Annotated in this window: 11 protein-coding genes and 1 pseudogene; 8 read left to right on the top strand and 4 right to left on the bottom strand. The window is 64.4% G+C overall.

The genetic code is table 11. The features are described from left to right. Positions 1 to 18: 18 nt before the first annotated feature. The gene (locus ACVJGD_RS44045; protein ID WP_456639928.1) at positions 19 to 981 is read right to left on the bottom strand and encodes an SMP-30/gluconolactonase/LRE family protein; all 963 of its coding nucleotides are present in this window, start codon (positions 979 to 981) and stop codon (positions 19 to 21) included. 103 nt (positions 982 to 1,084) lie between these two features. On the opposite strand from ACVJGD_RS44045, the pseudogene ACVJGD_RS44050 reads away from it, so the two are divergent. Both ACVJGD_RS44050 and ACVJGD_RS44055 read left to right on the top strand, forming a co-directional pair. Beyond that, positions 1,085 to 1,904, top strand: a pseudogene (locus ACVJGD_RS44050) (NAD-dependent epimerase/dehydratase family protein). A gap of 64 nt (positions 1,905 to 1,968) precedes the next feature. Then, complete coding sequence (locus ACVJGD_RS44055) at positions 1,969 to 3,672, top strand: IlvD/Edd family dehydratase (RefSeq protein WP_456639929.1); 1,704 nt, start codon at positions 1,969 to 1,971, stop codon at positions 3,670 to 3,672. A gap of 12 nt (positions 3,673 to 3,684) precedes the next feature. Here ACVJGD_RS44055 and ACVJGD_RS44060 read toward each other — a convergent pair whose 3' ends face one another. Continuing rightward, positions 3,685 to 4,479: an enoyl-CoA hydratase/isomerase family protein gene (locus tag ACVJGD_RS44060; RefSeq protein ID WP_456639930.1), complete on the bottom strand. Its 795-nt coding sequence runs from the start codon at positions 4,477 to 4,479 to the stop codon at positions 3,685 to 3,687. A gap of 261 nt (positions 4,480 to 4,740) precedes the next feature. Between ACVJGD_RS44060 and ACVJGD_RS44065 the strand changes: the two genes are divergently transcribed. Together ACVJGD_RS44065 and ACVJGD_RS44070 are read left to right on the top strand one after the other, a co-directional pair. After that, the gene (locus tag ACVJGD_RS44065) at positions 4,741 to 5,961 is read left to right on the top strand and encodes an NAD(P)/FAD-dependent oxidoreductase (protein WP_456639931.1); all 1,221 of its coding nucleotides are present in this window, start codon (positions 4,741 to 4,743) and stop codon (positions 5,959 to 5,961) included. 79 nt (positions 5,962 to 6,040) lie between these two features. Next, positions 6,041 to 7,216, top strand: a complete 1,176-nt coding sequence (locus tag ACVJGD_RS44070) for an IS110 family RNA-guided transposase (RefSeq protein WP_456632918.1) — start codon at positions 6,041 to 6,043, stop codon at positions 7,214 to 7,216. Between the two features lie 416 nt (positions 7,217 to 7,632). On the opposite strand, the gene rbsK is transcribed toward ACVJGD_RS44070, so the two are convergent. After that, entirely contained in the window at positions 7,633 to 8,544 is a 912-nt protein-coding gene (gene rbsK, locus ACVJGD_RS44075; protein ID WP_456639932.1) for a ribokinase, read from the bottom strand. Positions 8,545 to 8,573: 29 nt separating this feature from the next. Then, a complete protein-coding gene (locus ACVJGD_RS44080) occupies positions 8,574 to 9,467 on the bottom strand; it encodes a sugar kinase (protein ID WP_456639933.1) in 894 nt (297 codons plus the stop codon). 215 nt (positions 9,468 to 9,682) lie between these two features. Between ACVJGD_RS44080 and ACVJGD_RS44085 the strand changes: the two genes are divergently transcribed. From ACVJGD_RS44085 to ACVJGD_RS44100, 4 genes are all read left to right on the top strand, one after another. Beyond that, on the top strand, positions 9,683 to 10,942 hold the full coding sequence (locus tag ACVJGD_RS44085; RefSeq protein WP_456639934.1) for a Glu/Leu/Phe/Val family dehydrogenase: 1,260 nt from the start codon (positions 9,683 to 9,685) through the stop codon (positions 10,940 to 10,942). Then, entirely contained in the window at positions 10,939 to 11,790 is an 852-nt protein-coding gene (locus ACVJGD_RS44090; RefSeq protein WP_456639935.1) for a VOC family protein, read from the top strand. The genes ACVJGD_RS44085 and ACVJGD_RS44090 overlap by 4 nt, the downstream gene beginning before the upstream one ends. 291 nt (positions 11,791 to 12,081) lie before the next feature. After that, positions 12,082 to 12,822 carry a TetR/AcrR family transcriptional regulator gene (locus tag ACVJGD_RS44095; protein ID WP_456639936.1) on the top strand — a complete coding sequence of 247 codons (741 nt, stop codon included), beginning with the start codon at positions 12,082 to 12,084 and terminating at the stop codon, positions 12,820 to 12,822. Positions 12,823 to 13,034: 212 nt separating this feature from the next. Further along, entirely contained in the window at positions 13,035 to 13,844 is an 810-nt protein-coding gene (locus ACVJGD_RS44100) for an ABC transporter permease (RefSeq protein ID WP_456639937.1), read from the top strand. The last annotated feature ends 7 nt before the right edge of the window (positions 13,845 to 13,851 follow it).

Here is a 13,851-nt window from a genome sequence, read left to right on the forward strand (position 1 = left end):
CCACCCTACATTTCGTCACTATCCCCCGAGCGCGCCTTGCGTGTTCACGTAGAGCGCATAGATCGACTGGCTGGCGGCCATGAACAGGCGGTTGCGCTTCAAGCCGCCGAAGCAGAGGTTGGCGCAGCGCTCAGGCAAAGCGATACGGCCGATCATGACGCCGTCGGGCGCGAAGACGACGACGCCGTCGAGTTCGGGATCGCCCATGCCCCAGCCGCACCAGAGGTTGCCGTCGACGTCGCAGCGCATGCCGTCGGGCGTGCCCGGGCCGGCATCGACGAAGACCCGCTTGTTCGAAATCTTGTCGCCGCCGGGCGCGACGTCATAGGCAAGGATCTTACGGTTCGGCACCCCGCGGGATTCCACGATGTAGAGGATCTTTTCATCCGGCGAAAAGCACAGCCCGTTCGGCCCCAAGACGCCCTCGGCGACGATGGTCGCTTTGCCGGTCTCGCCGTCGATGCGGTACACGTTGGCGTCGATCTCGGGCTCGGCCTTGTAGCCTTCGTAATTGCCGAGCAGGCCGAAGATGGGATCCGTGAACCAGATCGAGCCGTCGGACTTCACGACAACGTCATTGGGCGAGTTCAGCCGTTTGCCGTTGAAGGAGTCCATCAAGACCGTGATCGATCCGTCGTACTCGGTGCGCACCACGCGGCGGCCGCCGTGCTCGCAGGTGACCAGCCGACCCTGCCGGTCGCGGGTGTTGCCATTGGCGAAGTTGGAGGGCTTTCGGAAAATGCTGACCGCGCCGGTTTCCTCTTCCCATTTGATGATGCGCTGGTTGGGGATATCGCTGCACAGGAGATAACGCCCGTCACCGAACCAGACCGGGCCCTCGGCCCAGCGCAGCCCGGTGGTCAGCCGTTCCACCGCCGAGAGTTTGAGCGAGTATTTCTCAAAGCGCGGATCGAGCGCATGGATTGCGGGATCGGGATAAAACGTCGCCGGACGCCAGCCGGCGGAATGCGTATCGGACATTTGCTGTTCTCGTTGTGATGTTTCCTCGCGCCTTGTTTTGCTATCATTGTCAGACACCGACCGCAAATCGGCGGCAACAACGAGGGAAGAAACGAGGAAAGAAATGCCACGCATCCTGATGACCGGCGCGGCCGGCGGTATCGGCACCAGCCTGCGCAAGCTGCTGCCGCCGATCTATCCCGACCTCGTGCTGAGCGATCTCAAGACGCCTGCCGATCTCGGAGCCAACGAGACGTTCAAGCCCGCCGATCTCGCCGACCTCACGCAGGTCGAAGCGATCTGCGAGGGCGTCGACGGCATCCTGCATTTCGGCGGCTATTCGGTCGAGGGCCCCTGGGATTCCAATCCTGCAGTCCAATATCATCGGCTGCTACAATCTGTTCGAGGCCGCGCGCAAGAAGGGCGTGAAGCGCGTGATCTTCGCCTCCTCGAACCATGCCGTCGGCTTCTATCCGCGCCATCATCGCATCGGCACCGATGTGACGGCACGTCCCGACAGCCGCTACGGCGTCAGCAAGGTGTTTGGTGAAGCGGTCGGCGCGCTCTATGCCGACAAGCATGGACTGAAGGTGACGTGCCTGCGGATCGGCAATTTCGGAGACAGGCCGCTGGATCATCGCCGGCTCTCGATCTGGCTGAAGCCGGAGGACCTGGTGCAGCTCTGCCGTATCGGGCTCGAGCATCCCGATGTCCATTTCGAGATTTTTTACGGCGCATCCTATAACGAGCGCTCCTGGTGGGACAATCACCGCGCCTACGATCTCGGATACCGCCCGACCGGCCGCGCGGAAGAGTTCCGCGAGCACGCGATGGCCGAGCAGGCCAAACTGCCACCCGATCCGGTCGGCGACTTCTACCAGGGTGGCGCGTTCTGCGGCATGGAGTTCGACGGTGACAAGGGCCGGATCATCGACTGGAAGTAATGTGCGTTGACAACATCTGCCGCACTCCTTTAGTGCCCGCAAACAAGATGAGAGGACGAAGACAATGGCTGAAGGACTGCGCAAGGGGCTGACGAGCTATGGCGACGCCGGGTTCTCGCTGTTTCTGCGCAAGGCCTTTATCAAGGCGATGGGCTATTCGGACGACGCGCTCGACCGCCCGATCGTCGGCATCACCAACACCTATAGCGACTACAATCCCTGCCACGGCAACGTCCCGCAGATCCTCGAGGCGGTGAAGCGCGGCGTGATGTTGTCAGGCGCGATGCCGTTCGTGTTCCCGACGATCTCGATCGCCGAAAGCTTTGCGCATCCGACCTCGATGTATCTGCGCAATCTGATGGCGATGGATACCGAGGAGATGATCCGCGCCCAGCCGATGGACGCGGTCGTCGTCATCGGCGGCTGCGACAAGACGCTTCCGGCGCAGATCATGGCCGCCGTCAGCGCCGACCTGCCGACAGTGGTCATTCCGGTCGGGCCGATGGTGGTCGGCCACCACAAGGGCGAGGTGTTAGGGGCCTGCACCGATTGCCGGCGGCTGTGGGGGAAATATCGCGCGGGCGAGATCGACGACGACGAGATCGAGGCGGTCAACGGCCGGCTCGCGCCATCGGTCGGCACCTGCATGGTGATGGGCACAGCCTCCACCATGGCCTGCGTCACCGAGGCGCTCGGCCTGTCGCTGCCGATGAGCGCGACGATCCCGGCGCCGCACGCCGAGCGCTTTCGCTCGGCGGAAGCAAGCGGCAGGGTCGCGGCCGCGATGGCAAAGGCCAAGGGGCCGAAGCCGAGCGAGATCCTCAACCCGGCTTCGTTTCGTAACGCACAGGTCGTGATGCAGGCGATCGGCGGTTCGACCAACGGTCTCATCCACCTGACCGCAATCGCCCATCGCTCACCGCACAAGATCGATCTCGAAGCGTTCGACAAGCTCGGCCGCGAGGTGCCGGTGCTGGTCGACCTGAAGCCGTCGGGCGAGCACTACATGGAGCATTTCCACCACGCCGGCGGCGTGCCGAAGCTGATGGCGCAGCTCGGTGATCTCATCGATCTCGATGCGAAGACCATCACCGGGCAGACGCTGCGCGAGGTCGTCGCGGCGGCCGAGGAGGTGCCGGGGCAGGATGCGATCCGCCCGCGCGACAATCCGATCAAGGCCGAAGGGGCGATGGCGATCCTGCACGGCAATCTGGCGCCGCGCGGCGCCGTCATCAAGCAATCCGCGGCGAGCCCGAAGCTGCTACAGCATACCGGGCGCGCTGTCGTGTTCGAATCCGTCGAAGACATGACGCGACGTGTCGATGATCCCGAGTTGGATGTCACCGCCGACGACGTGCTGGTGCTGCGCAATGCCGGTCCCAAAGGTGCACCCGGCATGCCCGAAGCGGGGTATCTGCCGATCCCGAGGAAGCTTGCGCGTGCTGGTGTAAAGGACATGGTGCGGATTTCGGATGCGCGCATGAGCGGCACGGCATTCGGCACCATCGTGCTGCACATCACCCCTGAATCGGCCGTCGGCGGTCCGCTGGCGCTCGTGAAGAACGGCGACATGATCCGGCTCGATGTCGCAAAGCGCCGCATCGATCTTCTGGTCGACGAGGCCGAACTGCAGAAGCGCCGCGCGGCGCTGCCGCCGCGGGCTACGCCTGACTGGGCCAGGCGCGGCTATGCGCACCTCTTCAACGAGACCATCCTGCAGGCCGACGAAGGCTGCGATTTTGATTTCATGCGTGTTGGCGGCAAGTGATGGAGTCTGGTCCTATTTCGACTTGCTGGTGAATTTCTTCACGGCGATGCGGAATTCTTCCGATTGCATGCAGTCGATGATGGCGTCGCGCTCGGCGTCGAGTTGTGCCTGGATCGGCGTCGTTGGCGCGCGGTGGATCAGGGCCTTTGTCGCGCCAAGTCCAGCCGGCGCAGTCTGCGCGAGTCTGAGCGCAAACTCGCGCGTCGCGGCTTTCAGCTCGAGTGCCGGAACGACCTTCGCGACGAGGCCCCATTCGTAGGCCTGCGCCGCCGAAAAACTGTCCTCCGCCAGAAAGATCTGCAGCGCTCGGCGTGGCCCGACGCTCGCAGCAAGGCCGACCGTGCCGCCGCCATCGGGCGAGACGCCGATCTTGGCATAGGCAGGCGTGAAGCGAGCGTCTTCGGCCGCGATGCAGAGGTCGGCAACGAAGGCGAGCGAAAGGCCGGCGCCGGCGGCCGAACCTTGCACGCTCGCCAGCACAAGCTTGGGCATCCGCCGGAGCGTCGCGATGAAGGCGTGGTAGTGCTTGAGCATCTCGCCGACCACCGACTTGACGTTGTCCGCTTCGACCGCCGCGCCAATGGTCTGCAGATCGCCGCCGGCGCAGAAGGCGCGGCCGGCGCCTTCGATGACGAGCACGCGGACATGATCATTCGCCTCGACCTCGGCACCGAGCCGCTCGAGCTTCTTTGCAATCGACAGGTCGATCGCGTTGAAGGCCCCCGGCCGGTTGAGCGTGATCGTGGCAATCGCGCCGTCGATGTTGAGCAGCGCCGGTTCGGTCGCAGTGGCGTCGGGTGTCGGCATGGGGGCCTCCGGTCAGGACGGTTGGCAGGCATTTAAGTCGGAGAGGGGAGGGGTGACAATCCCGCCCGTCGCAAAATGGCGCCTTATTTCGATTCTCGGCCGGAAACGCTCTTGCATCGCGGCAAAGCATGAGGCCAAATGGAGGCAGCCATCGTCTGAGACGCGGACACGAGCGCCGCGAGGACGAGGCGAGCAAGCCACATCAGCGGAGAGAGGAAACGGCATGGGTTGCTCCTGTGCGTCTGCCAACGGACTGTCGCGATGACGGCGGGACCGGTGATCATCGTCGGCGCGGGACATGCCGGCTTCCAGCTTGCTGCGTCCTTGCGGCAGGACGGCTTTGCCGAGCGCATCGCGCTCATCAACGACGAAGGCCATCTGCCCTATCAGCGGCCGCCTTTGTCGAAGGCTTACCTCAAGGGAACCGGCGGGCCGGAGACGCTGATGTTCCGGCCGGGAAGATTCTATCTCGACCACAGCATCGAGTTGATCACTGATCGGTCCGTGTCAATCGACCGTGCTGCGCGGAAAATCACGCTCCATTCCGGCGCGTCGCTCGATTACGGGCACCTGGTGCTTGCGACCGGCGCGCGCAACCGGCTGCTCGATATCCCCAATGCCAATCTCGAAGCGGTGCGCTACCTGCGTACCCTGGACGAGAGCGAGGCGCTGCGGCATCTGCTCAAGCCCGGCCTGCGTGTCGTTGTGATCGGCGCCGGCTTCATCGGGCTGGAGTTCGCCGCCACGGCCCGCGCGAAGGGGCTCGAGGTCGACGTGGTCGAATTGGCGGGGCGCGTCATGGCGCGTGCGGTGACGGCGGAAATCTCCGACTATTTCCAATCGCGGCACACGGCTGCAGGCATCCGCATCCATCTTGGCGTTCAGGTTACGAGCATCGAGGCCGACAGTGCCAGGGTGACCGGCGTCAGTCTCGGCGACGGCCGGCATATTCCTGCCGATCTCGTCGTGGTCGGTGTCGGCGTGCTGCCGAATGTCGAAATCGCTGCGGAGGCAGGCCTGCCGGTCGCGTCGGGGATCATCGTCGACGAGCACCTGCTCACCGCCGATCCGAACATTTCGGCGATTGGCGATTGCGCGCTCTACAAGAGCGAGCGGTTCGGCGGCTCGCTGCGGCTGGAGTCGGTGCAGAACGCGACCGACCATGCGCGCTGCGTCGCCGCGCGGCTCACGGGCCATGCCAAGGCCTACGATGGACTGCCGTGGTTCTGGAGCGACCAGGGGCCTGACAAATTACAGATGGCGGGCCTGACAACCGGCTATGATCGTGTCGTGGTGCGCGGCGATCGCGAGCAGGGCCAGTTCTCGGCCTTCTGCTACCGCGACGGCCACCTCGTCGGCATCGAATCCGTCAACCGCGCCGGCGATCACATGTTCGGCCGGAGATTGCTCGGCGCCAATCGCTCGATCACACCGGAGCAGGCGGCCGATCTGTCGTTCGATCTGAAGAGCGCATTAACGTGAATTCGTAGATTCCATGGGGCGGTGAGCGCGCCCTTTCCGGTAGGTTTGGGTTTCCACACTCGAACCATCGGAGAGTCTGATGCAAGCATTGACCAAGAACACGCCCACCGCCGGGCATTGTGGCACGATTTTCGTTGCGATCGAACTGAGTCAGAAGACGTGGCTGGTGACGCTGCACAGTCCGGATCGGGACCGGATATCGCGCCACAAGCTGGAAGGCGGCGATCACGCCGGGCTGCTGGCGCTGATCGAGCAGGTCAAGGCCCGGGCGACTGCGAAGCTTGGAGCGGCGCCGCGGGTGGTGAGCTGCTACGAGGCTGGCTATGACGGCTTCTGGCTGCACCGGCTGCTCGCGGCGGCTGGGATCACCAACTTCATCTTCGACCCGGCGAGCATCGCGGTGGAGCAACGGGCGCGGCGGGCGAAGACAGACCGGATCGATGGCGAGCTTCTGCTGCGCACCTTGATGGCTCATTTGCGAGGCGAGCCGCGGGTGGTGCGGATCGTCCGGGTGCCGAGCGTGGCCGAGGAGGACGCCCGGCGCGCCAGCCGCGAACGCGAACGACTGGTGAAGGAGCAGACGGGGCACACCAACCGGATCAAGGCGCTGCTGCGCCTGTTGGGCATGGCGGCCGGCACCTTGCGACGACGGACCTGGCTCGCCTGGCTGGAGCAGCAGCGGGACTGGCAAGGGCAGCCGCTGCCGCCGCAGCTTCTGGCCGAAGTGAAGCGCGAGCATGCCCGGCTGATGCTGGTGCGCGACCAGCTCAAGGCGCTGGAGCAGGCCCAAGTCGCTACAGAAGTCGCGGCAGAAGTCGCGGCGGAAGCCGCCGCGGCGCCGGCGCCGATGGCGAAGCGACGGGATCAGTTGCAGCAGCTCAAGGCGCTCGGCCCGGCGTTTGCCGCGACGCTGGTGAACGAGGTGTTCTACAAGGACTTCCGCAACCGGCGCGAGGTCGCCAGCTATTGCGGATTGGCGCCCAGTCCCTGGCAAAGCGGCAGCATCGATCGCGAGCAGGGGATCAGCAAGGCCGGCAACCGGCGCGCCCGCCACAAGACGATCGAACTGGCCTGGCTCTGGCTGCGCCATCAGCCGGACAGCGCGCTCAGCCGCTGGTTCCGCACCCGCACCGAAAACGCCGGCAAGCGCGCCAAGCGCATCGCCATCGTCGCGCTGGCGCGCAAGCTGATCGTGGCGCTGTGGCGCTATCTCACCACCGGCCTTGTTCCGGAGCAGGCCGTGATGAAGGCCTAGCACCGGACCACGCCACCAGGGCGAGGCGGCTCCGCGCCGCGCGCCCCGTACAGGATGGATGATGACCGTGCCACCCAGGGGCCCAACCAGGCCGCTTTGTAGATGGGTCTCATCCTCTTGGCTTCCTCGCCGCAAGCATGCGGAATGTGGGTACGGATCAGCCGATCCGACCGGATATGAGGTGATGCAGTGAGCTGCAGAAATCTTCGGAAGCCAATCCTCGCCCGGGGCCCGGTCGTCGCGCTGCGCTACGCATGGCTCCGCGCGCCGCCCTCTCACTGCAAAAACCCAACCCGCACCGGTTCAAGAGCCTTGACTCACAAAGCCCCATATGAGGGTGGGCAAAGGCGCGCCAGCGCCGTGCCCACCATTTCTCACTCCGCAAGCAATGGTGGGCACGCTTCGCTTTGCCCACCCTACGCGCCCACCACGTGCATCACCTCCGCTGCGGTCGGCATCGAGGGGGCGGCGCCCATTCGCTGCACGCAGATGGACGCCGCGGCATTGGCGTAACCCAGCGCGTCGCGAAGGCTGCTTCCGCCGGCGAGTTGCGATGCCAGGGCGCCGACGAAGCAATCGCCGGCGCCGGTGGTGTCGATCGCCTTGACCTCACGCCCCGGTACCATCAACGGCTCGTCTGCCGCCAGCGCCAGCGCGCCGCGCTTGCCGAGCGTGACGCAGATGATCCTGTCTCTTCCGACCAATGAACGGGCCGCTTCGGTGAAGCGGTGGTGGCTGTCGCTGTCGCGCAGCTCGCGCCCCGTCAGCAAGCCGAGCTCGGTCTCGTTGAGGACGAGGATATCGACGAGGTCGAGCAGTTCGCTGTCGAATTTCATGGCCGGTGCGGGATTGAGGACCGTGGTGGCGCCGGCGGCGCGGGCGCGCTTGAAGAAGGCGGTGATGGTCGTCTGCGGGATTTCGAACTGGCTCACCGCAACGTCGCCCTTTGCCAACAGGGGCATCGCGACGTCGTTGGCATCGACCAGCGCATTGGCGCCGGGCACCACGACGATGGTGTTGTCAGCATCCGCGACAGTGATGATCGCGGTGCCCGTGTGCGCTTCGGCTGTGTCCTTGACGAAGCTGAGGTCGATGCCTTGGGCTGCGAGAAACGTTCGCAACTGCTCTCCGAAAGCGTCCTTGCCGACCCGGCCGATCAGCGTCGTTGGTGCGCCTTGCTTGGCGGCGGCGACCGCCTGGTTGGCGCCTTTGCCGCCGGGGAAATAGAGCACGGCACTGCCCGCGACGGTTTCGCCGACGCGCGGGTGGCGTTCGGCGGTCGCGACCACATCCATGTTGATGCTGCCTGCGACGAAAACCCGCCCCATGCTGAAGAGCGCTCCCTTATGTGCTGACGTTACGCGCTTACTTGGAACTCCTGCTTCACTGTCTCGATGTCGGCAAGCGAGGGCAGGCCTGCCTCGTTGCCGAGCTTCTGGATCTTGTAGGTCGAGGCGGCGCGTGCAAATTCGAAATGATCGTTCCAGGCTTTGCCGGGGTGCGCGAGATAGGAATAGATGTAGGCGCCGTGGAAGACGTCGCCGGCGCCGTTGGTGTCGATCACGCGCTCGCGCGGAATCGGCAGCGCAGGCATGGTGCGGACCACGCCGGCTTCGTCATACCACAATAGGCCCTTCTCACCCTGCGTGACGCCGCCAACCCGGCAGCCGCGCCCCTTGAGATAATCGAGCATCTTTTCCGGCGTCAGGTCCATCTGTTCGCAGAGGCGCTCGGCGACGATCGCGACGTCGATATATTCGAGCAGCTCATGAGTGTTGGTGCGCAGGCCGCCGCCGTCGAGCGAGGTCAGGATGCCGTCTTCGCGGCAGAGCTTTGCATAATGAATGGCAGCGTCCGGCTGGTGACCATCGATGTGCAGCGCGCGGCAGCCCTTCAGGTTCAGAAGCGGGAAGGGATGGATGTGCTCGTCGTCGCGGCAGCGGACGATGGCGCGCTTGCCGTCCTTCGGCATGATGAAGGACAGCGACGAGGAGTTGACCTTGCGTGGGTGGACGGAGATCCCATACTTCGCGGCCATGTCCCAGAACATCCGCCCCAGCCAGTCATTGGCCATCGTGGCGATCAGATCCGGCACGATGCCAAGCTTGGCGCAGCAAAATGCCGCAGTGACGGCATTGCCACCGAAGGACACCGCATAGGCGTCGGCCACATGTTTCTCGTCGCCGGTCGGCACGTGGTCGGTGATGAAGGTGACGTCGATATAGGTCTGTCCGATGAAGAGAGCCTGCATTCGTTTTCCGTCGTGGGTGATGGGTGGTCCCGGCGGCAGCTTCAGCTTAGCACTGGATATAATGTGCGTTCGCTGAAATTATTCGCAACCATGCCGTCTTTGCGGCTTGAGATGGCCAAGTCGGGGGACTACCACCGGTTTTCGGTTTTGCCAGCATGCCGTTCGATAACGGGCGGCGGCTGTCCTGAGTTCCTGGTTGTGAAAGGGGGCGGACGATGACCGTATATTCCGGGCCGGTGTTCGAGATGGCGGCGAACCAGTTCAATGTGATCGCCAACCACCTCGAAATCCCCATGGACGAGCGCGAGCGGCTGCTGATGCCGAAGCGGTCCGTCACCGTGTCCTGCCCGATCCACCGCGACGACGGCACGGTGGCCGTGTTCGAAGGCTATCGCGTCCAGCACCACCTCACGATGGGCCCGACCAAGGGCGGCACCCGCTTTGCGCCCTCCGTCGACATCGGCGAGGTCGCCGCGCTCGCGATCTGGATGAGCTGGAAATGCGCCCTTGTCGGTCTGCCCTATGGCGGTGCCAAGGGCGGGGTCAATGTCGATGTGACCCAGATATCCAAGCGCGAACTGGAATCGCTGTCGCGGCGCTACATGCAGGAGATGATCCCCTTCGTCGGCCCGCACACCGACGTGATGGCGCCGGACATGGGCACCAATGAGCAGGTGATGGCCTGGTTCATGGACACCTATTCGATGTACCAGGGCCAGACCGTGACCGAGATCGTCACCGGCAAGCCGGTCTCTTCCGGCGGCACGCTCGGCCGGCGCGAGGCGACCGGGCGCGGCGTCGCCTATCTCGCAAGGCGCGTGCTGAAGGAGCTTGCGATCAACCCCTCCGGCGCCACCGCCGTGGTTCAGGGCTTCGGCAACGTCGGCTCCTATGCCGCTTCGGAGTTGCATCACTACGGGCTCAAGATAACAGCGGTCTCCGACCATACCGGTGCGCTATACGACGAGAAGGGTCTCGACATCCCCGCGCTGATGCACCATGCGCAGGTGCATGGCAGCATCGCCGGCTTCTCCAACGAACTGCACTTCGATCCCGCCGAGGTGCTGACGCTGCCCTGCGACGTGCTGGTGCCGGCGGCGATGGAGCGCGTGATCGACGCTCGCATCGCCAGCAAGCTCAGGTGTCGCGTGCTGGCGGAAGGCGCCAACGGTCCGACCACGCCGGAGGCCGATCTTGTCCTCGAGAAGCGCCGCAATGAAATCTTCCTCATTCCCGACATCCTCTGCAATTCCGGCGGCGTGGTGGTCAGCTACTTCGAATGGGTGCAGGATCTGCAGCAACTGTTCTGGGAAGAGGAGGAGGTGATGCGGCGCGAATACCAGATCCTCGACCGCGCATTCGAGACGATGCTGAAGCGCGCGAAGGCCGACGGTATCCCGCATCGCACCGCGGCGATGGCGATCGGCGTGGAGAAGGTCCGCGCAGCCAAGAACACGCGGGGTCTGTTCCCATGATCACTGCGCTCGACCATGTCGTCGTCCTCACCGGCGATATCGAGGCGGCGACGGCGGCCTACGAGACGCTGTTCGCGCGCTCGCCGGCGTGGAAGAACGTCGGCGACGGCGCCGAACGGGTATTGTTCACGCTCGACAACACGTCGCTGGAATTGATGGCGCCGAGCGGCGAGGGTGAGAACGCGGGCCGCATCCGCGCCGTGCTGGCATCACAGGGCGAGGGGCTCGCGAGCCTGTGCTTCCGTACCAATGACATCGAAAAGATGCACCGCCGGCTGGAGCGGCTGACGCTGCGGCCGGAGCCGGTCTCGGAGGTGGAAAGCCAGGACGAGATTTCCGGCGCCACGCTGTGGTGGAAGCGCACCCGCGCCGCCACCGATGCGACGCGCGGCGTGCGGATGTTCTTTCTCGAGCGGGAGAAGGAGCGCCCGCTCTCGGTCCGCACCCAGCCAGCAGGTATCACCGCGATGGATCATGTGGTCGTCGCGACCGCCGATCCCGAACGCGCTGCCGCGCTGTATGGCGCCCGTCTCGGCCTCGATATGGCGCTGGACCGCTCTCATCCCGATTGGGGCCGGCTGATGTTCTTCCGCTGCGGCGATTTGATCGTCGAGGTCGCGCACAAGCCCGGCAAGGCGGAAGCCGATGCACCGGACCGCCTGCGCGGCATCTGCTGGCGCGTCACCGATATCGAGGCCACGCATGCGCGGCTCGTTGCCGCCGGCGTCGACGTCTCGGAGATCCGCACCGGCCGCAAGCCGGGCACGCGCGTGATGACCGTCCGCACTGGCACCTGCAGCGTGCCGACGCTGCTGGTGCAGCCGTCGCCGCCGAAGGTGACGGAATGATCACGTGGTCTTACGAACGCTGATGTTCGACCCTCATCCTGAGGAGCGCGGAACGCGCGTCTCCGGACGATGCTGCGCATCGCCGGGAGAAGGATGAGGCCCCGCTGGTGGCCTCGCCCTTCGAGACGACCGCTGCGCGGTCTCCTCAGGGTGAGGGGACAGATTCGAGTCGGCGGCTCTCTCATCATTCTCGGTGTCGTCCCGGCGATGGCGGGATCCATAACTGAGATTCATTCTCAAACGCTCTCGGCCGTGCTACATCCATTGTTCCGACTGAATTGAGCGATCCGATTGGCCAAGACAAAGCGAATTCTGAAGTGGCAACGTGACCCTGAGGGGATGCGGCTGCGCATCCTTGAAGCGGCGAAGGAGGAGTTTGCCGCCCATGGGCTCGCCGGCGCCCGCGTCGACAGCATCGCCAAGAAGGCCGGCGCCAACAAGCGCATGCTCTATTACCACGTCGGCAACAAGGAAGACCTCTATCTCGAGGTGCTCGAAGGCGCCTACGAGAAGATCCGCGCCGAGGAACGCGGGCTCGATCTCGAGCATCTCGAGCCGCCCGAGGCGATCGCACGGCTGATCGATTTCACCTGGAACTATTTCATCCGCAATCCGGAATTCCTGGCGCTGCTGAATACCGAGAACCTTGCGAAAGCGCGGCATTTGAAGCGTTCGACCAAGGTGAAATCGATGCATTCGCCGTTCGTCGAGATGATCCGCACGGTGGTGAGGCGCGGCGTGGAGAGCGGCGATTTCCGCGCCGCGGTCGATCCTGTGCAACTCTACATCTCGATCGCCGCGCTCGCCTTCTTCTATCTCTCCAACAGCGCGACACTGAGCGTGATCTTCGGCCGCGATCTGTTGTCGAAGGACGCGCGCGATGAACGGCTGGAGCACATGATCGCGCTGGTGCTGGCGGCGCTGACGGGAAAGTCGATTGCGGCGTTCGGCAAGAGCAAGGCGCCGAAGCTGCAGATGACCGCGCAACAGGCTGCACGCCTCGTCGTCCCGGGCTTGAGCCGGGACCCATAACCACCGGTCTTAGTCGAAGGCGTGCATCGGCCGCCGCGCGTGAGCCGATAGCGCAACGCGGTATGGGTCCCGGCTCAAGGCCGGGACGAGAGTGAACTTTCGCAAGTGCGAGCATTTCTGTGGCGATTTTGCCGCGCGGAATCGGGCTGGACAGTATTTATCCAACGGGTTAATTTCAGATCCGAGAAACAATCCAAGCAGGGAAGCGGAACGTGGCGGAGAGCAAGGAAGCGGGCGGCCTGTCGAGGCTGCTGAATGCGGCGTGGGTGCGCCCATTTCTGTTCCTGGTGTTCATCGTGGTGGCGTGGGACCTCGCCATCCGCCTGTTCCAGATTCCCGCCTACCAGATCCCGGCGCCGGGCGACGTCGTTGCCGTGTTGCGGACGGACTGGCCGGAACTGCTGCGACAGTCGTGGCCGACGACTTATGCGACGATCTGCGGCTTCCTGTTGTCGGCGGTGTTCGGCATTCCCGTCGCGATGCTGATCGCGGGATCGAAGACGGTAGAGAGCTATGTCTATCCGCTCTTGGTGTTCTCGCAATCGGTCCCGAAGATCGCGATCGCGCCGCTGTTCGTGGTCTGGTTCGGATTCGGCATCATCCCGAAGGTGATTTCGGCGTTCCTGCTCGGCTTCTTCCCAGTGGTGGTCTCGGCGGTGCAGGGATTCAAATCCGTTGATCCCGACATGGTCGATCTCGCGCGCGCCATGCAGGGCAGCCGTTTCCAGGTGTTCCGCGCCGTCAATTTGCCGCATGCGATGCCGGCGATCTTTTCCGGATTGAAGGTGTCCGTGACGCTCGCGGTGGTCGGCGCCGTCGTCGGCGAGTTCGTCGGCTCCAATTCCGGCATCGGCTATGTGATGCAGCGCTCGATTGGAACCTTTGATCTGCCGACGATGTTCGCAGCGCTGGTGATCCTGGCGTTGCTCGGCGTTATCCTGTTTTGGATCGTCGACCGTATCGAACGCCTCGTCATTCCCTGGCATGTCAGCCAGCGCGAGGACATTATTTTCGCTTCGTGAGTTATCC

The organism is Bradyrhizobium sp. USDA 10063 (assembly GCF_054063735.1).